Raw genomic sequence first — 23717 nt, 5'->3', positions numbered from 1 at the left:
TTTAAATTCCTGCTTTCTGTCTTTAATTTCTGTTCTTAGTTTGCTTTTGCAGCTTTTCCTTTGAATTTCGGCCATCCGATGACAATAAAGATTACACCGAAAATGATCATGAGGATGTCATACCATACATATGGCATAATAGTTACAGGAGCGATCTTAGCCATAGCACCGGCTGTCAGTAACTGTCCTGCATATGGTGTTAAACCATTGAATGCAGATGAGAACAGGTCAAGAATGCTGGCTGTTCTTGCCGGAGCGATATCAAACTCTTCTGAGATATCTTTTGCGATCGGTCCAACAGCGATGATTGAAATTGTGTTGTTTGTTGTTGCTACGTCTACTAAACTTACAAGTGCTGCGATACTAAGTTCTGCACCTACTTTGGATTTCATTCCCTTAGCCAGTTTGTTCAGCAACCAGTCGATACCACCCAGATACTGCATGATTGCAACAAGACCACCTACGAAGATAGCGATGACTGCCATGTCCTGCATACCCATCATACCTTCGTGTACAACCGTGAATGATTTTACAAATGAGAAATCTCCGTGGAAAACTCCGATAACCATTCCGGAAATAACGGAAATTGTCATAGCCATTACTGCATGCATTCCTGCCAGAGATAATGCAATGATTAAAATATAAGGAACTAAGTTCACAAAGTTGATTGCTCCGCCTGCGGAAATCTTAGTTGCATCAATCGGATACAATGCAAGTGCTACTACTGTAATGATAACAGCAGGTCCAACCATGAAAATGTTTGCTTTAAATTTTTCTTTGTTTCCAATTCCCTGTGTTGTTGTTGCTGCGATTGTTGTATCAGAAATGAAGGAAAGGTTATCACCGAACATTGCTCCACCTACTACTATACCGCTAACAAGTGCTAAGCTTACGCCTGTTTTAGATGCGATATCAATTCCGATTGGCATCAAGGCTGCTACAGTTCCCATTGAAGTTCCCATTGAGAAACTCAGTACACAACCGATTAAGAATAATCCCGGAAGGATCATGTTGGTCGGCAAAATTGAAATACCGATGTTTGTTACTGTATCTGTTGCGTGCATTCCGCTTGCTACTCCGTAGAATGCTCCGGCCAGCATGTAGATGATTACCATCAGGATCAACGTGTCATCTCCGCCACCTTTGCAGAACATAACCATTTTCTCTGTAAATGTTTTTTTCTCAGCTACCGGGCTTTTCATAAATAATGAAATTCCGGATGCTAAAAAGATACCGATCATTAATGGGAAGTTACCGAAATCTCCGGTTCCGATGCCCATTGCGAAATAAACTACCAGGAATATTACCAGAGGTAATAACCCCATAAAGCTTCCTTTCTTGTTGTTAGCGTTTTCCATTTTACTCTTCCTTTCTTAACGTTATATGTATTTTCTTTTTTTAATGAAGTTCCTGGATTATCTTGTGGTCTTTTGTTTTGTATCCGTTTCTTCATTAACAATAACGTTCGCTTGAATTGAATTTTGATACTGTGTCATGTTGTTGTGCGCTTGCATTCAACATAAAATGTCATTTTTCCTAAATACCTCTCAAAATCACATTTTATTACGTCTACCCTCCTTCGTCTGTTTTGCTATAACAACAAATTACAACATTGATACACATTTGTCAACACTATTTTTGTTAATTTTTTTTACTTTCTTTGGTATTTTCTTGACTTTTATAGTCATTTTCACAACTAGATCCAATTTTGTTCAATTTTAATGTTGAAAAATGCGAGTTTTTTTGGTATTATATTCATGCATTCAATAATATTATATATTTTTCCTATAACAATACTGAAAGGATTTACGAGTTATGTTAAAGATCGACAGACAAAAACACCTGGACGAGGAACTTCATACATATGGAAGCATCTTGATCTCCACAATGAGTCAGAAGCTGAATTGTAGTGAAGAAACGATCCGAAGGGATTTAAAGGAAATGGAAGCGCAGAACAAGCTGAAGCGTATCCATGGTGGAGCATTCCTGCCGGATGCAGATGACAAAGGTGCACCCGTACAATTACGTGAAACATTTTTCTCACAGGAAAAAAAACGACTTGCAGCATGTGCAATTGATCGCTTTATTAAAGAAGGAGATACTATTTTTTTAGATTGCAGTACAACCTGCCTGGCACTTGCCAAGGAACTTGTACAACGGAATCAGAAAATGACCATTATTACTAACTCTCTTCGTATTATAAATTTATTTGGCAATCAATCTTCTGCCCTGAAGCTTATTGCACTTGGCGGAACATTCCGTCAGCGTTCCAATTCATTTACAGGATATCAGACTACGGATGCGATATCCTATTACATTGCAGATAAGTGCTTTATCAGCAACTCAGCCATCGACTTAACCCACGGTCTGCTCGACAACAACATGAACGAAAGCCAGGTAAGAAAAGCTTTCATCTCTCAATCACGTAAACATTATCTGGTCGCTGACCATACCAAATTTTCAGATACTGCGGAATATAAGATCACAGATTTGAAAGATATTGATATGATTATCACAGATAAACGTCTATCCGATGCATGGGAAGATAAATTGCAACAATGCAACATTCCCATTTGTTATTGCTAAATACTATAAATCAGGTATAGAACCCTCAGGAGGCAATACAAATGTTAAACTTTCACTATAGAAACCCGGCCCGCATCTTCTTCGGTGACGGAGCTGAAAATAATATGTACGATCTTTTAAAAGAATATAAAGTTACTTCTCTGATGTTTGTTTACAGCGGAGATTTCATCAAAACACTTGGCATCTGGGATGTTATTAAAGATGCCTGTGATAAACTTGGAATCGATTTCCAGGAATGTGGGGAAGTTGTTCCGAACCCGAAGATCGAACTGATCCGTGACCTTGTTAAAGTTTGTAAAGAGCACAAGACAGACTTCGTACTCGCTGCAGGCGGCGGAAGTTCTGTAGATACAGCAAAATCCATCGCACTTGGTATTCCTTACGATGGAGATGTATGGGATTTCTTTGATGGATCAGCAACACCGGAAACAGCAGTTCCGGTTGGCGCTATCACAACTCTTCCGGCAAGTGGATCTGAGACATCCAATGCAGCAATCGTTTCTAACGGATTGATGAAATTAGGATTCGAAGATGACATGATCATTCCGAAATTTGCGATCATGAACCCAAAATATACCATGGGACTTCCGGCATACCAGACATCCTGCGGATGTGCTGATATCCTCTCCCACCTGTTAGAGAGATATTTCTCTGATGTTGCTCACACCGATACAACTGACTACATGATCGAAGGTGCTGTTCAGGCAGCAATGATCAATGCCAAACGTCTGATGAAAGATCCTGCAAACTATGATGCCCGTGCCGAGATCCAGTGGCTTGCATCTGTTGCTCACAACGGAATTCTGGATACAGGACGTGCCGCTGACTGGGGTTCACACAGAATCGAGCACGAGCTCAGCGCCCAGTATGGTATTACACACGGCGAAGGAATGGCAGTAATTCTCATAGCATGGTGCAAATACATGGCTGAAGTTAAGCCTTACAAACTTGCCCAGCTTGCTGTTCGTGTATTCGATGCTGATCCATACAACTACACCGAAAAAGAACTTGCTTACATCTTAGCTGATAAGTTAAAAGAATTCTTCCAGTCACTGAATCTTCGTACTTCCCTTACAGAGATGGAAATCGACGATGCACACTTCGAAGAAATGGCTAACAGAGCTACACACAATGACACCACTCCGGTAGGACATTACGTACCGCTGCATGTGAAAGAGTTTGTTGAGATTCTGAAGCTTGCGATTTAAATTAAAAAGGGGACGGGGATTTTCTAGAAAATCCCCGTCCCCTTTTTAATTTGCACCTGGCACTTTCTAAAAATGCCCCGTCCCCTCTTTATTTTCCACATGGTTTCCACAGATTATCCCCCGTTTTTCCACGAAGTTATCCACATTATTGGGATAACTTGTAAATTTCGTACATATCTTCCTCATGTAATACTTTTGCAGATCCCTGGCTTCCGCCACATGCTGCGGCACATCTTTTTGCCATTTCTCGCATCTGAGCATCTGTAGGCTTGATTCCAAGTTCTTGCATATTTGTCGGCATATTGATCTCACGGTAAAATGATTCCATTGCCTGGATTCCTTTTTCAGCGATCTCTTCGTCTGTACCTTCTCCGGTCACGCCCATTACGTTTCTTGCATAGCGTTCGAATCTTGGAAGCGCGTCTTTGCATACATATCTTGCCCAGCTTGACCAGATTGCTGCAAGACCGGCGCCGTGTGTCACATCAAACATTCCGCCCATCTCATGTTCCAGCATATGGGTTGCAAAATCTCCACCATCATTGCCACAACCGGTCAGATTGTTATGTGCCAGTGAACCGGCCCACATTACTTCTGCTCTCGCTTCGTAATTTTCCGGGTCCGTATGCAAGATCTTTGCATATGTCATGACGGTGCGCAGTAAGCCCTCCGCGATGGCATCTGTCAGCTCCATATTTCCGCCATTTGTAAAATAGCGCTCCATGGTATGCATCATGATATCTGCGCAGCCACACTCTGTTTGATAGTCCGGCAGGGACATGGTAAGCTCTGGATTCATAATTGCAAACTTCGGGCGACTGATATCATCGTCATAAGCCCTCTTATCCTTCGTATCTGCCTTTGTAATAACGCAGCTGTTACTTGTCTCGCTTCCTGCTGCCGCAATCGTTAAAACGGACGCTACAGGCAAGAATTTCTTTGCCGTTCTTGTATGTGCAAATAAGGTCCACACATCTTCTTCCGGCTCCGCCAGTCCATAGGAAATCGCTTTCACGGTATCGATGACAGATCCTCCACCGACTGCCAGTACAAAATCCGCTTCCATTTTCTTGCCGAGCTCGATTCCTTCATATACTTTGGACAAATGTGGATTCGGCACAACACCACCAAGCAGCTCATATGTAATTCCTTCTGTCTTTACAGATTCCGTAACCGCATCCATCACCCCATTTTTCAACACCCGGTCACTTCCATACACGATCAGAAGCTTTGTTCCGCCATATTTCTTCACGTATGCGCCTGTCTGTGCATGTGTCCCCTTTCCGAATACAACTTCCGTCGGTGAATAATAATTGAAATTATTAGCCATTTTTCTCCTCCTGTTCTTTAGCAAGCTCTTTCCTGTTCTTTCTTCAGCTATGTAAGCTTTCTTGCTTGTTTTTCAGCTTACCTTCTATATCTGCAGTTTCCCTCTGCAAGTATTGTATACTGTTATTTTAACTCACTAAGGCTAAGATAGGCAAAGAATTTTTCTTTTATCTTCTTCTGCTTTCCAATACACATTTGGGGATACTCACATGTATCTCCTTCTGGCTTACCGGCCGCTTAGGGATATTTCACTATATCCCCTCTTCTCCAACACTCTCTATCAGGGATATCAAGCCACCTCCATCACCATAATTTGCCGAATTATTACTGACATCTTCCTTCGGATGCTATAATCCAAAAAAAGCGCTGCTCTGCAGCGGATCTCCCGCCACAAAAACAACGCCTCTTTTTTCACTTTACTCACTCAGACATGTTTACTTATAATTTAATCACTTCTCATCTGAGCAATTTTGCTTTAACCCAGCCTCTCTGACTATGCAATTTTGCTTTGATCCAGTCTCTCTGACTAATCTATATCTTCCGCATTCGCATCAGCAGCTTCCTCTGCCTAATCTGCGTCAGAACTGTCAGCTTCCTCTCCATCCGCTTCTTCTGCGTCCAGAGAGTCATCTGCATACAAGTCAGACAACTGATCTTCCAGATCTTTCTGTTCGCTTTTTAAATTATGGCGTCTTACCGCCCACACGATCACTACTACAAGCAGAATGATCAGTGCCAGGAGGTCGAGCCAGTCAAAGCCGAGCTTTGTATGTTCGATAATATATCTCATCTGCTTACCTCCTTTTTATACTTTGGCAGTTCCATTTGCCTGAACTGCTTCTCCTGCCTGTACAGTTTCACCTGCTGCCATTTCCGGCTGGTTTTCTGCCATCTCTTCGCGGATTTCCTGGATCTTCTGATCCAGGTCATCCTCAAAGTCATTTAATCGTTTCTTCTGATTCCGGTGATGTACCAGGATCATGACAACCAGTATAACTGCAACGATCAGTGCCGGTATATCCCAGGAATGTATTCCTAAGTTATGCACAAATTCATAATAACGCATATGTTTTACCTCCTTTTCCTGCTACATTTTCTACTGTTGCTTCTGCTCTTTCGTCGTTGGAAGTCCTCTCTTTGCAAGTTCGGTATCAAGTTCCTCTCTCACTTCGAATAACTTCTTCTGACGTTTCTTCAGGTTATGTGTAAAGAATCCATACAGGATTGCTGTTAACAACATAATCAGGAAATGGAGTACACAACACTTATGGTCATCCAATTTCTGGTTTCCAAGTGGTACATTGTTATCGCCTGCATTTACTAACTCACGAACCTTCGCGCCTGTTTCCTGTACTGCTCTTGCGATTCTTGAAGGTACGTTTCTTACAGAAGTTACAACTCTCTGAACAACATTTCTGTTCTGTGGTGTTGGGTTTGCCGGCGTATTCTGCGTATTCGGTGGTGTTACCGGTGCCGCTGTAATTGTCAGCTTACCTTCTACCTTCTTAATGTTGTAGTTTGCTGCTTTTGTTCCATTCTTCAATGTGTAAGTAAATGTATTCTTGCCGGTTCCGGTATTGATCCGTGTTCCGGTTACATTGTATGTAGCTCCTTCACCCTTCGCAAATCCTTCTCCGCTTACAGTTACTTTCTTGCTTGTCAGTGCAGTTCCATCGTAAACCTTGCTTGCATCCGCACTTGTCAGTGTTACATCACGTTTCTCGATTGTAAGTTTACCATCAATGATCACGAATGTTACTTTCGCAAAGTTGTTATTTACATTTTCGAAATCATCTGCTTTCACATCCATGTCGTATGTTCCGGCATCTGTTCCCTTCACTGTTGCATCACCGTTAAACTTGAAGTCATCTGCTGTGTACAGCTTGTTGCTGATATCAGTTACTTTGTATCCGCTTACACTGTGTGCACGTCCGTCGTACTTCTTGTTTCCTCTGTTCTCAGTGATTGTTACAACAACTTCATTTTCATCTGCGGTTACAGTAAGCTTTCCTTCTACTAATTCAATATTGTAGTTGTCAGCCTTTGTATTGGCATTCAGTTCATAAGTAAATGTGTTGTCGCTGGTTCCGACATTTAACTGGCTTCCGGTTACATCGTATGCTGCGCCTTCGCCCTTCGCAAATCCTTCTCTGCCTACGGTTACCTCATCATTTGTTAAAGGTTTGCCATCGTATGCTTTGCTGTCGGATGCAGATGTGAGGATCACATTTCTCTTTCCGATCGTCAGCACACCATTTTCAAATACGAATCTGACATTTGTGAAGTTCTTACTGATATTTGTAAAGTCGGAAGACTTCACATCCATCCAGTACTGTCCGGCATCTGTTGCTTTCACGCTTGCATCACCTGTAAATGTGAAATCATTGTCTGTGTACAGGCTGTTGCTGATGTCTGTTACTTTATAACCTTCTGCTGTCTTTTCGTCGCCGTCGTAAGTTGCATCTTTGCTGTTTCCTTTGACTGTTACGACTACTTCGTCTGTTACCGGTGTAACTTTTAATTTACCTTTTTCTGTCTTAATGATGTAGTTATCAGCGCTTGTATTGTCAAACAGTTTGTATGTAAATGCGTTGTCGCTTTCGCCTGCATCTAACTGGCTTCCGGTTACGTTGTATGTTGCGCCCTCACCAAGTACAAATCCATCTCCGCTTACTTTCACTGTATCATTTGTCAATGCTTTTCCGTCATAAACTTTTTCATCGGATGCGGATGTCAGTGTGACATTTCTCTTCTCGATTACCAGCTTGCCATCTTCGATCACGAATTTGACATTTGTAAAGTTCTTGCTGATGTTCTTGAAGTCTGCCGGTGTAATGTTCATCTCATAGCTTCCGGCATTTGTTCCACTTACCGTATCATTTCCGCCGAATTCAAAGTCTTTTACTTTGTACAGTGCATTGCTGATATTTGTTACATCATAGCCGCTTACGCTCTGTTCGCTGCCGTTATACAGTTTCTTACCGCTGTGCTCTTTAATATTTACTGTAACTTCTGCAGTTACCGGTGTGACTGTCAGCTTACCTTCTTTTGTCTCGATGATATAGTTGTCAGCCTTTGTTCCCTTGTTCAGTTTGTAGGTAAATGTGTTATCACTTGAACCTGCATTTGTCTGAGTTCCGGTTACATCATATGTTGCACCTTCGCCTTCTGCGAATCCGTCTCCGCTTTCATTTACAGTTTTATTTGTCAGCGCGGTTCCGTCATATGTCTTGCCAGCATCTTCACTGGTCATTGTTACTTTACGTTTCTCGATGGTCAGTGTTCCATCTACGATGACGAATTTCACATTGTCGAAGTTCTTATTTGTGTTCTTGAAATCTGAAGCTTTCAGATTCATATCATAAGATCCTGCATCTGTTCCGCTTACTTTATCATTTCCACTAAACTCGAAATCATCTTTGCTGTACAGCTTATTGTTGATGCTTGTTACTTTGTATCCTGTTACGGATTTTTCTGTTCCATCGTATTTGTATGTTCCACTGTTTTCTGTGATCGTTACGACTACTTCTTCCTTGCTTGCAGTTACGGTCAGCTTTCCTTTTACAACTGTGATGTCGTAGTTATCGGCCTTCGTTCCTTTGTTCAGTTCATAAGTAAATTCGTTATCACTCTCACCTACATATAACTGGCTTCCGGTTACATCGTATGCTGCTCCTTCGCCCTTCGCGAATCCATCTTCGCTCTCTGTTACATGCTTCTTGGTAAGTGCTTCACCATCGTAAGCTTTGCTTCCGGAGTCACTGGTCATCGTTACTTTACGTTTTTCAATTACCAGCTGTCCATCTTCTACTTCAAATACAACATTTGCAAAATTCTTGCTGATGTTTGCGAAATCTCCTGCTGTCATACCCATGTCGTAAGAGCCTGCATCTGTTCCGCTCACTTTATCTGTTCCGCTGAACTCGAAATCTTTCTCCGTGTACAGCTTGTTGCTGATATCAACTACTTTGTAGCCTTCAACCGTCTTCTTGCTTCCGTCATATTTGAACTTATCGTTGTTACCTTTGATCTTAACTGTAACTTTATCTGTTACAGGTGTTACTTTCAGTGTTCCTTCTTTTGTTGTGATATCGTAGTTGTCGGCTTTTGTGCCTTTGTTCAGCTTGTAAGTAAATGTATTGTCGCTTTCACCTACATTTGTGCGGCTTCCGGTTACGTCATATGCTGCACCTTCGCCTGTCGCGAATCCGTCTCCGCCAACAGTTACTTCATTGTTCTTCAGTGCTGTTCCGTCATAAACCTTCTCGTCTGATGCACTTGTCAGTGTGACTTTACGTTTCTCGATTGCGAGCTGTCCGTCTTCTACTTCGAATTTCACTTTACTGAAGTTCTTACTGATATTCTTGAAGTCTGCTGCCTTCACATTCATATCGTATGTTCCGGCATCTGTTCCCTTCACGCTTGCATCTCCGCTGAACTCGAAATCTTTTTCTGTGTACAGCTTGTTGCTGATGCTTGTTACTTTGTATCCGTTTACAGATTTCTCTGTTCCGTCATATTTCTCTGTGCCACTGTTTTCTTTGATCTTAACAACTACTTCGCTTGTAACCGGTGTTACTTCCAAAGTACCTTTTTCTGTCTTGATCACGTAGTTGTCAGCGTCTGTTCCCTTGTCCAGCTTGTAAGTAAACTCATTATCGCTCTTACCTACATTTGTCTGGCTTCCGGTTACATCGTATGCTGCTCCTTCGCCTGCTGCAAATCCGTCACCTGTTACAGTTACATCTTTGCTTGTCAGTGCAGTTCCATCGTACTCCTTGCTTACAGAAGCACTTGTCAGAGTTACATTACGTTTTTCAATGGTTAATGTTCCATCTACGATGACAAATGTGACTTTGCCGAAGTTCTTATTTGTGTTCTTGAAATCAGATGCTTTCACTTCCATATCGTAAGTTCCGGCTTTTGTTCCTTTCACACTTGCGTTTCCGCTGAACTTGAAGTCATTTGCGGTATACAGCTTGTTGCTGATGTCTGTTATCTGATATCCGCTTACAGATTTCTCTGTTCCATCGTATTTGAATGTTCCACTGTTTTCTGTAATTGTTACAACTACTTCATCTTTGCTTGCGGTTACAACGAGTTTTCCTTCTACTTTCTTAATATTGTAGTTGTTCTCGTCTGTTCCCTTATTAAGCTTGTAAGTAAATGTGTTATCGCTCTCGCCGACTTCTGTCTGGCTTCCGGTTACATCATAAGATGCTCCCTCGCCTTTTACGAATCCATCTTCACTTACTGTTACTGTATCGTTCTTCAGTGCTTTTCCGTCGTATGCCTTGCTGTCGTTTGCACTTGTTAATGTGACATTTCTCTTTTCGATGATCAGTTTTCCGTCTTCCACTTCGAATGTAACATTTGTGAAGTTCTTGCTGATGTTTGCGAAATCAGATGCTTTCACTTCCATGTCGTATTCACCGGCATTTGTTCCACTTACTTTTGCTGTTCCGTTAAATTCGAAATCTTTCTCTGTATACAGCGGGTTACTGATGCTTGTCACTGTATAACCTTCGACGGTCTTCTTCGTTCCATCGTATTTCTCTGTGCCACTGTTTTCTTTTACTTTTACAACAACGGAATCTGTTACAGGTGTTACCTTTAACGTTCCTTCTTTTGTTGTAATTGTGTAGTTCTTACTGTTTGTTCCAGAATTCAATTCATATGTAAATGTGTTGTCGCTTGAACCTACATTTGTCTGACTTCCGGTTACATCATAGGATGCTCCTTCGCCTGTTGCAAATCCATCTCCACCTACATCTACCTGAGCATTTGTCAGTGCTTTGCCATCGTAAACTTTCTCGTCGCTTGCACTTGTCAATGTTACTTTACGTTTTTCAATGGTCAGTGTGCCATCTTCTACTTTGAACTCTACATTTGTGAAGTTCTTGCTGATGTTTGCGAAATCGGATGCTTTCACTTCCATATCGTATGTTCCGGCATCTGTTCCGTTTACACTTGCATCTCCGTTAAATATGAAGTCTTTTGTCTGATACAGTGGATTGCTGATACTCTTTACCGTGTATCCAATTACGGATTTGGTTGTTCCATCATATTTTACTGTATCGCTGTTTTCCTTAACAACTACAGTTACTTTGTCTGTTACCGGTGTAACAGTCAGCTTACCTTCTGTCTTGGTGATCTCGTAGTTCTTGGCATCTGTGCCTTTGTTAAGTACGTAAGTAAATGCGTTGTCGCTTTCACCTACATTTGTCTGGCTTCCGGTTACGTCGTATGCTGCACCTTCATTTACTGCAAATCCGTCACCTGTTACAGTAACTTCATTGTTCTTCAGCGCTGTTCCATCGTAAACCTTCTTGTCGGTTGCACTTGTTAATGTTACTTTACGTTTTTCAATTACCAGCTGGTCATCTTCTACTTCAAATGTAACATTTGTAAAGTTCTTGCTGATGTTCTTGAAGTCTGCTGCCTTCACTTCCATATCGTATGTTCCGGCATTTGTTCCTTCTACACTTGCTGTTCCACCGAATGTAAAGTCATCTTCTGTATACAATGGATTAGTGATTGCTTTCACGGTATAACCAGTTACTGTCTTCTTCTCTCCATCGTACTTGAATGTGCCACCATTTTCTTTGATCGTAACTTTTACGGCTGTTGTTACAGGTGTAACTTCCAATGTACCTTTGTTCGTTTCGATCGTGTAGTTATCTTTGCTTGTATCTTTGTTCAGTTTGTAAGTAAATTCATTGTCACTCTTACCTACATTTGTCTGGCTTCCGGTTACATCGTAGGATGCTCCCTCGCCCTTAACAAATCCATCACCTGTTTCGGTTACGTCTTTGTTTGTCAGTGCTTTACCATCATATACTTTATTCTGGGATGCACTTGTCATGATCACTGTACGTTTTTCGATGGTTAATGTTCCATCTACAATGACGAATTTTACTTTGCTGAAGTTCTTATTCGTATTCTTGAAGTCGCCTGCTTTCACTTCCATATTGTAAGTTCCGGCATTTGTTCCTTTGACTGTTGCGTCTCCGCTGAATGTAAAGTCTTTCTCTGTGTAAAGCTTGTTGCTGATATTTGTTACATCATAGCCTTTTACAGTATGTTCTTTACCATCGTATTTAGCAGTGCCACTCTTCTCTGTAATTGTTACGACTACTTCATCTGCATTTTCTGTTATGGTCAGTTTACCGTTTACAGTCTTGATGTTGTAGTTGTCTTTGCTTGTACCTTTGTTCAGTTCGTATGTAAATGTGTTATCACTTGAACCTACTTCTGTCTGGCTTCCGGTTACGTTGTATGTTGCTCCGTCATTTCCAACAAAGCCTTCTGCTGTTACATTTTTATTTTCCAGTGCTGTTCCGTCATATGCTTTGCTGTCACTTGCACTTGTCAGTGTAACGTCACGTTTGTCGATCGTCAGTGTTCCGTCGATGATCTCGAAGGATACATTACTGAAGTTCTTGTTAATGTTCTTGAAATCTCCCGGTTTCAACTCCATGTTATAAGTTCCGGCGTTTGTTCCCTTCACAGTTGCATCGCCGTTAAACTCGAAGTCTTTCTCTGCATACGGAAGTTTGCTGCTGATATTTTCAACAGTGTAACCGGTTACGGTCTTCTCTGTTCCGTCGTATGTCTCTTTTCCACTGTTTTCTTTGATCGTAACTACAACTTTCTGATCAGACGGTGTTACTTCAAGTTCACCATTTACAGTCTTAATATTGTAGTTATCCGGATTTGTTCCTTTCTTCAGTTCGTATGTAAATGTGTTATCACTCTTACCTACTTCTGTCTGACTTCCGGTTACGTTGTATGTTGCTCCGTCGTTTCCAACAAAGCCTTCTGCTGTTACTTCATCTTTTGTCAGTGCCTTACCGTCATACATCTTTGTTGCGGATGCAGAAGTCAGGGTGACATCTTTCTTGTCGATCTTCAGTGTGCCGTCTTTGATGATAAATTCGACATTGCTGAAGTTTGCATTGTTGTTAGCAAAATCTTTTGCTGTAAGTTCCATATCATAAGTTCCGGCATCTGTTCCCTTCACTGTATCCTTACCACTGAATGAGAAATCATTTTCAGAGTACAATTTATTGCTGATGCTTTCTACTTCATATCCTTTTACGGTCTTCTCTGTTCCGTCATAAGTGAACTTACCGCTGTTCTCCTGGATAGTTACTGTAACTTTGTCTGTTACCGGTGTTACTTCCAGAGTTCCTTCTACCTTTGTGATCGCATAATTCTTTGCAAGTGTTCCACTCTTAAGTGTATAACCAAATGTGTTCTTGCTTGTTCCCACAACGGTCTGTGTTCCGGTTACATTGTAGTCTGCTCCGTCGTTTCCAACGAATCCTTCGTTCTCACCTCTGCTTGCAACAACTTCTTCCTTCGTTAATGCTTTACCGTCATAAACTTTCTTCGCATCTGCTGATGTCAGTGTTACTGGTCTAGGTGTGATCTTGTACTCTTTTGTAACCGTTCCTGTGTAGTTACCTTTTCCTTTGATTGTTACTTTAATTGTTGATACATCCGTAAAGTTATCTTTGTCATAACTTACTTCGTAATCGGTTCCTTCTTTCAAGACATTTCCATCTTTGTCTTTTACTTCCGGCGCCCATTTGTGTGCTTCGCCATCATAAATGTGATCGGATGGATCATTGATCGTAATGCCTTTGTAAGAATCTGGATTTTCCGGATCCGGATCTGGTGTAATACTCTGCGGTGTAACTGTCAGTGTTCCAACAGACGTTGTAATCGTGTAGTTACCTGCTTTTGTATTCTTGTTAAGCTCATAAGCAAATGTATTATCGCTGCTTCCGACTGCTGTCTGGCTTCCGGTTACGTCATAAGTTGCACCTTCACCTTCTGCAAATCTGTCACCGCCAACAGTAATGTTTTTGCTTGTCAGATCTGTTCCATCATATACTTTGCTTGCTGTTGCAGATCCTAAAGTAACGGTTCTCTTCTCAATCGTAAGACTTCCGTCTGTAACTACAAATGTTACTTTTTCAAAATCTGTACTGTTATTTACAAAGTCAGACTCTTTCAGTCCCATCGGATATGTTCCGGCATCTTTCTTCGTAACGTTATCTGTTCCCTTGAATGTGAAATCAGATGCGTGATACTTCTTATTATTAATGCTTACGTCATATCCTTCTGCTGTGTGATCTTTGCCATCATATTTTGCACTGTTCGTATGACCTGTGATCGTTACAACAACTTCGTTCTTATCCTTGGTAACTGTAAGTGTTCCTTTTACAACTGTAATGTTGTAGTTGTCTTTCTTCGTGTTGTCTTTCAGTGTGTAAGTAAATTCATTGTCACTGCTTCCGGCTTTTGTCTGGCTTCCGGTTACGTTATATTCTGCTCCTTCGCCCTCGACAAATCCGTCTCCGCTTACTGTTACTTTATTTTTTGTTAATGGTGTTCCGTCGTATACTTTCTCATCTGATCCTGATGTTAAAGTAACAACTCTCTTGCTGATGATCAACTGACCATCTTCCACAACAAATTCTACATTTGAGAAATTGTCGTTGATATTTGTAAAGTCTGTTGCCTGTACATTCATATCGTATGTTCCGGCATTCGTTCCTTTGACTTCTGCTGTTCCGCTGAATGTAAAGTCATCTTGGCTGTACAGATTGTTACTGATGCTCTTCACTGTATATCCGGAATCTGTGTGTTCTTTACCGTCATACTTCGCATTCTTGTCATTTTCTTTGATTGTTACTGTAACTTTATCTGTTACCGGTGTAACTTTCAAAGTACCAGGTGTTTCCGTGATATTGTAGTTCTTAGCTTTTGTATTATCCTTCAGCGTGTAAGTAAATGCGTTTGTTTTTTCACCAACATTTGTAATGGTTCCGGTTACATCATATGTCGCACCTTCGCCCTCGACAAATCCATCGCCGCCAACTGTCACGCCATCTTTGGTTAATGCTGTTCCGTCATATACCTTCTCGGCATCCGCAGTTTTTAACGTAACGTTTCTCTTCGTAATTGTGAGATTTCCATCTTTAACTACGAATTTCACTTTGCTGAAGTTCTTGCTGGTGTTTGTGAAATCGGATGCTTTCAGCTCCATTGCATAATCGCCGGCATCCGTTCCTTTTGCTTTTGCTGATTCTTTGCTGAATGTGAAATCATTTGTTGTATACAGACCTGTACTTGTTCTTACATCATAACCTGTTACGGACTGTTCGCTACCGTTATACATCTTAGAACCTGTATGTCCGGTAATGTAAACCGTTACTTCCTGTGTATTATTCTTTGTAACAGTTAATGTGCCTTCTGTCTTTGTAATCTCATAGTTCTTTTCAAGGTTCGTTTTATCATTGGCAATGTAAGTAAAGCTGTTCGCGCTACTTCCGACTGCTGTCTGTGCTCCGGTTACTGTATAAGTAACACCTTCGTCACTAACAAATCCGTCTTCACCGCCAACTGTAATCTCATTGCTTGTAAGTGGAGTACCGTCATATTCTTTGGATGCATCCGCAGATGTCAATGTAACTTTACGTTTCTCAATGGTGAGTTTACCATCTGTAACTACAAATGTAACTTTTGTAAAGTTCTTATTTGTGTTTGTGAAATCAGATGCTTTTAATCCCATATTATAGGAACCTGCATCTTTTCCTTTTGCTTCTGCTGTTCCACTGAACGAGAAATCGTCTTCTGTATATTTGCTGTAAGCTTTTCCATTGCTCTGGATGCTTTCAACTGTGTAATCTGTTACGGACTGTTCTTTACCATTGTATTTCTCAGTCTTTGTATTACCTACGATATTAACAACGATTTCATTCTCGTCTGCTGTTACAGTTAATTTACCTTCTGCCTTAACGATGTTGTAGTTTCCGGCTTTTGTGCCGTCTTTTAATTTGTAACTAAATTTATTATCACTTGTTCCGACATCTGTCTGGCTTCCGGTTACTTTATATGTCGCACCCTCGCCTTCAACAAATTTGTCACCACCGACTGTAACCGTATCATTTGTCAGCGGCTTCTTGTCGTAAACTTTACTGTCTGTTGCAGATGTCAGTGTCACGTTACGAGGATTGATTGTAAGACTTCCGTCTACTACTTCAAATGTTACATTTGTAAAGTTGGCACTCTTATTCTTGAACTGCTCTGGTTTAAGTCCCATCTGATAAGTAGCCGCATCCGTTCCGGCTGCTTCTGCTTTTCCGCTGAATGTGAAATCATTTGCTGTGTAAAGTTCATTACTGATTTCTGTTACATCATATCCTGTAACTGTATGCTCTGTTCCATCATAAGTTACTGCTTTCTGATGTCCTGTAATCTTAACTTTTACTTCAGTTTCTACTGGATTTACTGTAAGAGTACCTTCTTCTGTAGTGATCTTATAGTTGTTAAGATCTGTTCCAGCCTTTGCTTCATATGCTAGCTTTGCAAAAGTATTCTTGCTTGATCCTGCATTTGTCTGAGAACCATTTACATGAGTAGTAACACCTTCGCCTTCAACAAAACCTTCTGCTGTTACCTTATTATTTGTTAATGGTGTTCCATCATACGTCTTACTATCTGATGCTGATGTTAATTTTACAGCTTTCTTTGTAATTGTCAGCTTCTCTGTTCCAGTTAATTCGCCAACCAAATCATTGCTTGTTACGCGAACATTAACTGTCTTGCTATCAGATACATCTTTTGCAGTAATTTCTTCACGGTTTGTTGTCCAGCTTTTGTCTGCTTTCTGATATTCAACTGTAAGAGTTCCAACCTCATTCTCTTTTCCCTTCTTAGCAACAGCTGTTGCTTCTCCGGCTGCATGAGATTGACCATTATATACTTCTGTTACATCCTTTGTATTTAATGTAACGTAATCTTTAATATCTTTCTTTTCCCACTGTGCTGTAAGCGTTACATTTCCATTCGGCATTGTAAAGGTATCACCACTATTAATAGTAGTAGTACCACTCAGTCCTTCAACTTTCCAGCCTTTGAATTTGTAACCTGCACGTGTAGGCTGCTCTTTTACAACTACATCTGTATCTACATTATGTTTTTCTGTTGCGGTAGTTGAACCATCGCTAAATTTACCACCGGCCAGATTGTACATAACCTGATATCCGGCAACATACTTCGCATAGTAATTAGCAGCACCTGTAACTTGAGTTGGGAAGCTTGGTGCAGGAGTTGTTAAACTCTGATCTGTATACCATCCAGAGAATGTGTAAGTTACGCCATTAACTGTCTTAGTTGTCGGGAAACTTCTATTTGTGACATCCGATGGTTTTGTTGTTGATGAATCTTTAACCAAATAGTTCTTAGAACCTAACATTTCCCAGTTAGTTCCGTTCGCATCAAAAAGATAATATTTAATCAATGCTACTTTTTTACATTTAATGTTGACATTACAATCCAAATGCATATCTGGGGTTGTTCCATTATCTTTTGAAATCTTTGCCGGAACAAGTGAGATTTCTTCTACGTCATCTTCTGTAATAGTTACTCCCAGTTCCCTCTCGATTTTAGTCTTATATGCATCAAATATAAGTTGCCATGCATCATTACTTCTTGGAATTACATTACCATTTAAGGTTGTAGGCCATGATACTACACGCTGGTCAACATTATCAAAACAGTTTTTCCCACCTGTCCATGTAGCACCCTCTACATTAACAACAGCTGTTCCGATAGGGTTTGGTCCCCATTCGGTTGTTGCATTTGAATTTGCATCTTTGGTAGGATCTTTCAAATAATAAACCAAAGCTTCTCTTTTATTTGTAGGGCTTTCATTCTTCACAACTTCAATGGTCTTTGTTGCAGATAATGTTGCCTTAGCTGTTCCCTGTACACTTGCAGTAACAGTTGCAGATCCCTGACGTTTCGCTGTAACTAATCCATTATCATTAACAGATAAGATCTGCTCATTTGATGAAGTCCAAGTTACATTTCCGGATGCATCTGCAGGTGTGAGATTAGCTTTAAGCTGTGTAGTCTTAAACTGTGTAACTTTGTCTGCTCCAGTGATTGAGATACCAGTTGGTGATACGGCTGAACGAACATGAACCGTATAGGATTTCGAATCTTTTGATTCCCCTGCCCAAGTAGATTTTGTGTAATTATCTGTTACGGTTACATCTCCCACTTTTACTCCAGTTACAACAACTTTTGAACTATTATAACTATCTAACGATACAATTCCAGTAGGATTCACACTCCATTTGTGAGTATATGTAGTTGGCCACATAGATTCAAGTTTTGTATCCAGTGTCACTGAATTGCCAACATAAATCGTCTTTTCAGTATCTGTATCCGCTACTGTCGCGATCTTACCTTTTTCAGATGCTGCAGATACGTTCTTATCCTCGTTCGCTTTCGAGTCTGACTCCCCATCATCAGATGCGTCTGCGTCGTCCTTCTTGTTATCGGACTTTGCGTTGTCAGAATCATTTTTCTTTGAATTAGTTTCTTCCTTATATCATACATGAAATGTCTTATCTGATTTTACATCAGCAATTTTGTATGTATAAACATTTCCATCCACCTTCTTCGGCTGGATCGTATTATTATTCTGGTCTGTTACTTTGTCCAGCTTGAAAGAATTCTTTACAGTGATCTCAAAATTAAAAGAGTCGCCTTCTTTTACTTCTTTCATATATTTGCTGTCTGTGTAAGCAACAGTCTCTTTCTTTCCGTCAGAGCCCCATGCTTTAATATCGCCGCCATCCAGTTTTGATTTCTGGATTGTAGCTTTATAAGCTTTCTCCTCGGAATCTTTCTTTGTATCGCCGGAGCTTGCATCTGCTTTCTTTGCAGTGTCAGCTTTCTTTGCTGTCTGCTCCTGCTTTTTCTCAGTCTTTTCTGTAACCTGAGTCTTCTTGGAAGTGTCCGAAGCATTCTTATCTTCCTCCGTATTCACCTCCTGAACTTTGGCTTCTCCTGAGTCTTTTTTGTGTGCATTCGAAGCCGCCTCCTGCTGTACTTTCTCCTCAGCAGAATCGTCCTGTTGCTGTGCTTCCGTTGTACTGTCCGATTCACTTGCACTCATATTGGTGCCAAGCTGATAGATTACATTCGAACTGACTAAAACTACAGCGAGAAGCATCGCCAACCAGCGTCTTGTCTTCTTCATACATGTTCCTCCTTACTTCTTTATCTATAAGTCTACATAAAATGTCCCTGTATACTTATTAAGACATTGGTTCCCGTCAAAAAGGGTCATTTTTTTATTATTTTTTTCATTTTTTCTTAATATAATATAATGATTAATAGGTCAAAAAGCATTATTACTAATTAAAAGACATTTTTATTCTATTCCTTTCACTTCCTTTCACTAAAAATTGTCATCTTCTGCCTTATTGCATTTTTATCACCTAATATTAAAGAGCCCAGAATTAAATCCGGGACTCTTTATTCTCGCGGAAACACTTTTATTATACGTTAATTTTTTCTTTCTTCTTTTCCACTTCCTTTTCTTTATTCTGGGCACACTTTTTCTCTTCCGCTATTCCGTTTATCAGAAAACATATTCCCTGCACCAGTAATACAAAAGGTAATAACATCTGTGCAAAATTTGTTACATCCACCATTTTTCATTCTCTCCTTTGTTCCTTATTTTGGTAAAATATGCTCGTTTTCAATCGTTTTTCTAATTTATAATGTCTCCCAAATGTGTTTTTTTATCCTCTGAATGATACTTTTAGCTGAACATAGAAAAAGCGGGGTATAAAATCTATTTGAATAGCTTAGACTTTATACCTCGCTTTTATTTTTTTGTCTCTCTTATCTGATTCTTATCTGATCTTTTTCACTGCTGAAAACGAACCGTATATTTTCTTATTTCCCGATTTCTTTAATGCACGTACTTTGTAAGAACCATTCTTCGGCGCATTTTTATACTTGTAAGATGTCTTGCCTGCCGTTGTTACTTTCACCCATTTTTTATTCTTGTAACGATAAATTTCATAAGCAGTTGCGCCTTTCACTTTCTTCCACTGCAGCAGAACTGTTTTGGAAGAACGTCTGCATTTTCCCCAGCTTACTTTTGCAAGAGAAGATCCTTTGACCGTTACTGTAAATGTCTTTGCAAGAGACGGCGCAGCTTGCGGCGCTACTTTAATCTTTGTCTTACCTGCTTTCAATCCGGTTACTTTTCCGGACGCTGACACTTTACATACGGACGGTGTATATACCGTATATTTCATTCCGCCTGCAACAAGCGGCACATTTACAAAGCCGTTATATATACTGTAAGAAATGCTTCTGGACGTCCCTTTCTTCATGCTGAAAGAATATAGCGGATTGATATAAAACAGATTTCCGTCCTGCTCTTTCGTTACCTCCATCCTACTGCAATGTATTTATAGATAACCTTTTATTATGAACTGTCCCTTCTATTAATTTCATTATTTTCTTTACTGCATACATCTATTATATAATTTCCAATTCAAAAGCCTCCGGCTCCGATATCAGCTTTTCCGCGAATTCCGCATGTCCTTCCTCAGACAAATGCACACCGTCATATAGAAGCGACAGCTCCCATTTACCGCAATTTATGCATTTAATGCCAAGCTGCTCTGCTAATGCCCCGTACAATTCGCCAATCTTCCGTGATTCTGTCACAATCCGGTCATCCGAAACCCACGAGCCACGCTTCATCATCGGCGGGACAAGCAGACATAATTCTATCTTGCCCTCACTTACTTCCGGCGTTTCCTGTAATCTTTCCAGAAAATGCTTCATTTTCTCTGCGGTCTTTTCTGCCGATGGTTCTGCCGCATTCAGGATGTCATTCGTCCCGAGCATAAGAAACAACCATATCGGTGCAGCTTTTTTTGCCCAGGATTTGATCTGTTTGCAAATAAAATCCATCTGTCCTGTCATCTCCGGAATACATCTTCCGCAGATTCCATGATTTTTCACTTTGTATTCTGTTCTGTCATCCAGAATTCCCGTCCATCTTATCTCTTTCGGGAATCTTCCTTCTGTACCCATGCGGGAATCATACCCGAAAGTGTTCGAATCCCCGTAACAAATGATCGTTCCTGCCATCTTACTCTCCATACTGCTCCACAAGCCTCTTAATCTCCTGCTTCATCTGTCCTGCCACTTCATCCGGTCCGATGATCTTAATACCCTCGCCAAGCGAGATCACCCAGCCAAGGAACTGCCTGCTGACATGCACCTGTACTTTCACAGAGAAATGCTCCTTATCCACCGGCACCATCATAATATCCTTGCCAAAGCGGTCAATCATAACGCCCGCCAGATGATTTTCCACCAGCATTTTCACATCCTGCTCTTTTCCACCGTACATCCCGAAACTCTTCTTCGCATAATCTGCCATGTCCAGCTTCTTAAAGTGATCTCTGCCCTCCCGACGCTCATCTATCATCCGAAGATTCAGCATCTTATCCACCCGGTAATGCTTGATCATCTGCGCATCTGAATCATAACCAACCAGATAATAGTTTTCATCATCCCAAGACAGACCCCACGGACTGATACGATAATATGCTCCACCATGGCGCAGTTCCATTTCCTTCTTCATATTCCACTGGAAATATTGAAAACAGATCTTTTTATTTTCGGAAATCGCATTGTGGATCTCGTCTACGGTATAATAGATACTCTCATTCATCGTCTTGATCCGTCCGGAGACATATACCTGCCTCTGCAATTTCATGGCATCGTATCTGCTGACAAACGTCTCCAGTTTGCGAATCAGATCATTCGTCTTTCTTGCGGTAATGAACTTGGAAGACTGAATCGCATCCACCAGAAGCTTCAGCTCCGGCATCTCAAATGGGCGGTTCACCACATGATAGTGATAACGGTTTCCGACCTGTTCTCCCTCCACATCGATCCCAAATGTCTCCAGATCCCTGAGATCCGCATAAATGCTCTTACGCTCCGCAGTGATATCGTATTCTTTCAGTGCCTCCATGATCTCCGGCATTGTAATATAATGCTCTTCGTCTGTCCGCTCCAGCATGATCTGCGCCAGACGATAGAGTTTGAATTTCTGATTCGTTCCTTTTGGCATTGCGTTCTCTCCTTTGATTCTTATGTGAAAATGATTTAATCCGGCAACTTATCAGTCATAAAAGCCTCAAAAATATAATCCGGATTTTCACAATAAACGATACTGTTATAATCATCTATTTTATCACTGATAAATGAATGATACACCTCAAAAATTGCATCCACTTCATCTACATTTTTTACTTTCACTACCTGTTTAATCAATCTCTTATACACTCTTCCAATATCCCAGTGTGACGGAATATCATATTGACACGCTCCGACATTATCAAAATCGCCCGGCTCAATCTGGGATTCTTTCATTAACACTCTGCATACTTCTTCCAAATTACTGTTGCCATAAAAATCAGCTAACTCTCCGGCTCTTCCAATTCGTTCCTGCCCTAAAACATCCACGATCACACTTCTTTTATTCTTTGTTTTTCTCGCAATATAATCGATTAGTGCACATATATAAAACAATTTCTTATCTTCTTCACTTTCATCCGCATAAAATGGACCTGTTATCTCAATCATATCTTTTCGTATCATTTCCCTATAATGCTCTTTCGGCTCCTTCTGGTTATACTCCGGTTCTTCCTCTTTCAAGAACGTTCCATAAAATCAGCGTAAGTATTTCTACTTTAATTTTTACAATCCAGATAATGTTCGCATTACCAGATCTACATCTTTGTTTTCAAGTTCCTGAATAATGTGTAAATACGTTTTCTGTGTTGTTGTCATGCTGGCATGTCCAAGTCTTCGAGCAACACTCGCTATTGAAACACCTGCAAATAGCAATAGCGAGGCATGGGTGTGTCTTAAGCCATGAATCGAAATCTCCGATATCCCGCATTCTCTGCAATGTCTGGTTAATGCATCATTCACTGTAGAATTATATATTTTCGATTCACCTACAAAGATTGGCTGATCTTCCGGCAGTCCTTTAATCAACTCTGAAAATTTTACAACAATCTGCCAGTCAATCTGGATTTTTCTAACCGAAGATTTATTCTTTGTTGGCAGGAAACCACCTTCGCCCTTGTAGTCCCATGTTTTACTGATAGATAATGTCTGTCTTGCAAAATCAAAATCTCCCGGCGTAATCGCAAGTGCTTCTGAAAAACGCATTCCTGTTTTCGCGACCAGTAAAATAAACCAGTCCCAATTCGGTTCTTCTTTGAGATCCAGATCAGAAATCAAAGTATGTAACTCGAATTGACTTAAATATTTAATCTTTTTGACTCTCGGCGTTTTCCCCTTAATGATTGCTTTTCTGGTTGGATCTCTTTCAATCAGACCATCGTCAACCGCATCTAAAATCGCTCCCTTTAACTGATGGTGAAAATCCAATGTTGTCTGGCGCTCGTGTTCTTTTGCGTATGCATTCAATAATTGCTGATATGCTGTTCTGTTCAGCTCCGCAACTTTTAACTCCGGCATAAGCTTCTCTACCCATCTCTGTGTCATACGGTATTTTGCCATAGTCGCTTCCCGGATTGCGCCTTTCTTGTAAATATCAATCCATTGCTGAAAATATTCACTGAAAAGCAATGTCCTGTTCATATCATTTATCATAAGCCTTTTCCTTTCCCGAAATAACTCACGCTGATATAAACATAAAACTACACCTTC

Annotated in this window: 14 protein-coding genes; 2 read left to right on the top strand and 12 right to left on the bottom strand. The window is 40.6% G+C overall.

Annotated elements, in window-relative coordinates:
- Positions 1-35: 35 nt before the first annotated feature.
- Complete coding sequence (locus H8S07_RS06085; protein ID WP_243059850.1) at positions 36-1325, bottom strand: Na+/H+ antiporter NhaC family protein; 1290 nt, start codon at positions 1323-1325, stop codon at positions 36-38.
- A gap of 490 nt (positions 1326-1815) precedes the next feature.
- Between H8S07_RS06085 and H8S07_RS06080 the strand changes: the two genes are divergently transcribed.
- Both H8S07_RS06080 and H8S07_RS06075 read left to right on the top strand, forming a co-directional pair.
- Positions 1816-2586 carry a DeoR/GlpR family DNA-binding transcription regulator gene (locus H8S07_RS06080; RefSeq protein WP_186855664.1) on the top strand — a complete coding sequence of 257 codons (771 nt, stop codon included), beginning with the start codon at positions 1816-1818 and terminating at the stop codon, positions 2584-2586.
- Positions 2587-2627: 41 nt separating this feature from the next.
- Positions 2628-3794: an iron-containing alcohol dehydrogenase gene (locus H8S07_RS06075; RefSeq protein ID WP_186855663.1), complete on the top strand. Its 1167-nt coding sequence runs from the start codon at positions 2628-2630 to the stop codon at positions 3792-3794.
- A 145-nt stretch (positions 3795-3939) separates the two neighbouring features.
- On the opposite strand, the gene H8S07_RS06070 is transcribed toward H8S07_RS06075, so the two are convergent.
- From H8S07_RS06070 to H8S07_RS06020, 11 genes are all read right to left on the bottom strand, one after another.
- Positions 3940-5124 carry an iron-containing alcohol dehydrogenase gene (locus tag H8S07_RS06070; protein WP_186855662.1) on the bottom strand — a complete coding sequence of 395 codons (1185 nt, stop codon included), beginning with the start codon at positions 5122-5124 and terminating at the stop codon, positions 3940-3942.
- Between the two features lie 567 nt (positions 5125-5691).
- Positions 5692-5913 (bottom strand): hypothetical protein, encoded by a 222-nt coding sequence (locus tag H8S07_RS06065; protein WP_021860261.1) that lies wholly within the window; start codon positions 5911-5913, stop codon positions 5692-5694.
- A gap of 15 nt (positions 5914-5928) precedes the next feature.
- Positions 5929-6189: a hypothetical protein gene (locus H8S07_RS06060; RefSeq protein ID WP_021860260.1), complete on the bottom strand. Its 261-nt coding sequence runs from the start codon at positions 6187-6189 to the stop codon at positions 5929-5931.
- A gap of 30 nt (positions 6190-6219) precedes the next feature.
- A complete protein-coding gene (locus H8S07_RS06055) occupies positions 6220-18333 on the bottom strand; it encodes an MBG domain-containing protein (protein WP_186855661.1) in 12114 nt (4037 codons plus the stop codon).
- Between the two features lie 204 nt (positions 18334-18537).
- Positions 18538-19191: a hypothetical protein gene (locus H8S07_RS06050; protein ID WP_186855660.1), complete on the bottom strand. Its 654-nt coding sequence runs from the start codon at positions 19189-19191 to the stop codon at positions 18538-18540.
- Between the two features lie 301 nt (positions 19192-19492).
- Positions 19493-19648 carry a hypothetical protein gene (locus H8S07_RS06045; protein WP_186855659.1) on the bottom strand — a complete coding sequence of 52 codons (156 nt, stop codon included), beginning with the start codon at positions 19646-19648 and terminating at the stop codon, positions 19493-19495.
- 204 nt (positions 19649-19852) lie between these two features.
- Positions 19853-20404, bottom strand: a complete 552-nt coding sequence (locus H8S07_RS06040; protein WP_186855658.1) for an Ig-like domain-containing protein — start codon at positions 20402-20404, stop codon at positions 19853-19855.
- A gap of 85 nt (positions 20405-20489) precedes the next feature.
- Entirely contained in the window at positions 20490-21134 is a 645-nt protein-coding gene (locus tag H8S07_RS06035) for a GDSL-type esterase/lipase family protein (protein ID WP_186855657.1), read from the bottom strand.
- On the bottom strand, positions 21112-22104 hold the full coding sequence (locus H8S07_RS06030) for a helix-turn-helix transcriptional regulator (RefSeq protein WP_186855656.1): 993 nt from the start codon (positions 22102-22104) through the stop codon (positions 21112-21114). The genes H8S07_RS06035 and H8S07_RS06030 overlap by 23 nt, the downstream gene beginning before the upstream one ends.
- Before the next feature lie 35 nt (positions 22105-22139).
- Positions 22140-22634 carry a hypothetical protein gene (locus H8S07_RS06025; protein ID WP_243059847.1) on the bottom strand — a complete coding sequence of 165 codons (495 nt, stop codon included), beginning with the start codon at positions 22632-22634 and terminating at the stop codon, positions 22140-22142.
- A 99-nt stretch (positions 22635-22733) separates the two neighbouring features.
- Complete coding sequence (locus H8S07_RS06020) at positions 22734-23660, bottom strand: site-specific integrase (RefSeq protein ID WP_118288267.1); 927 nt, start codon at positions 23658-23660, stop codon at positions 22734-22736.
- Positions 23661-23717: the final 57 nt, after the last annotated feature.

This window comes from Dorea hominis (assembly GCF_014287705.1).
GTDB lineage: Bacteria > Bacillota > Clostridia > Lachnospirales > Lachnospiraceae > Dorea_D > Dorea_D hominis.
This window is presented reverse-complemented; position numbering and strand designations above follow the sequence as displayed.

Coding starts and splice junctions, on each gene's coding strand:
- H8S07_RS06050 (WP_186855660.1), bottom strand. CDS start 19,191: ATGAAGAAGACAAGACGCTGGTTGGCGATGCTTCTCGCTGTAGTTTTA.
- H8S07_RS06040 (WP_186855658.1), bottom strand. CDS start 20,404: ATGGAGGTAACGAAAGAGCAGGACGGAAATCTGTTTTATATCAATCCG.
- H8S07_RS06085 (WP_243059850.1), bottom strand. CDS start 1,325: ATGGGGTTATTACCTCTGGTAATATTCCTGGTAGTTTATTTCGCAATG.
- H8S07_RS06065 (WP_021860261.1), bottom strand. CDS start 5,913: ATGAGATATATTATCGAACATACAAAGCTCGGCTTTGACTGGCTCGAC.
- H8S07_RS06025 (WP_243059847.1), bottom strand. CDS start 22,634: ATGATACGAAAAGATATGATTGAGATAACAGGTCCATTTTATGCGGAT.
- H8S07_RS06045 (WP_186855659.1), bottom strand. CDS start 19,648: ATGGTGGATGTAACAAATTTTGCACAGATGTTATTACCTTTTGTATTA.
- H8S07_RS06080 (WP_186855664.1), top strand. CDS start 1,816: ATGTTAAAGATCGACAGACAAAAACACCTGGACGAGGAACTTCATACA.
- H8S07_RS06060 (WP_021860260.1), bottom strand. CDS start 6,189: ATGCGTTATTATGAATTTGTGCATAACTTAGGAATACATTCCTGGGAT.
- H8S07_RS06030 (WP_186855656.1), bottom strand. CDS start 22,104: ATGCCAAAAGGAACGAATCAGAAATTCAAACTCTATCGTCTGGCGCAG.
- H8S07_RS06070 (WP_186855662.1), bottom strand. CDS start 5,124: ATGGCTAATAATTTCAATTATTATTCACCGACGGAAGTTGTATTCGGA.
- H8S07_RS06020 (WP_118288267.1), bottom strand. CDS start 23,660: ATGATAAATGATATGAACAGGACATTGCTTTTCAGTGAATATTTTCAG.
- H8S07_RS06075 (WP_186855663.1), top strand. CDS start 2,628: ATGTTAAACTTTCACTATAGAAACCCGGCCCGCATCTTCTTCGGTGAC.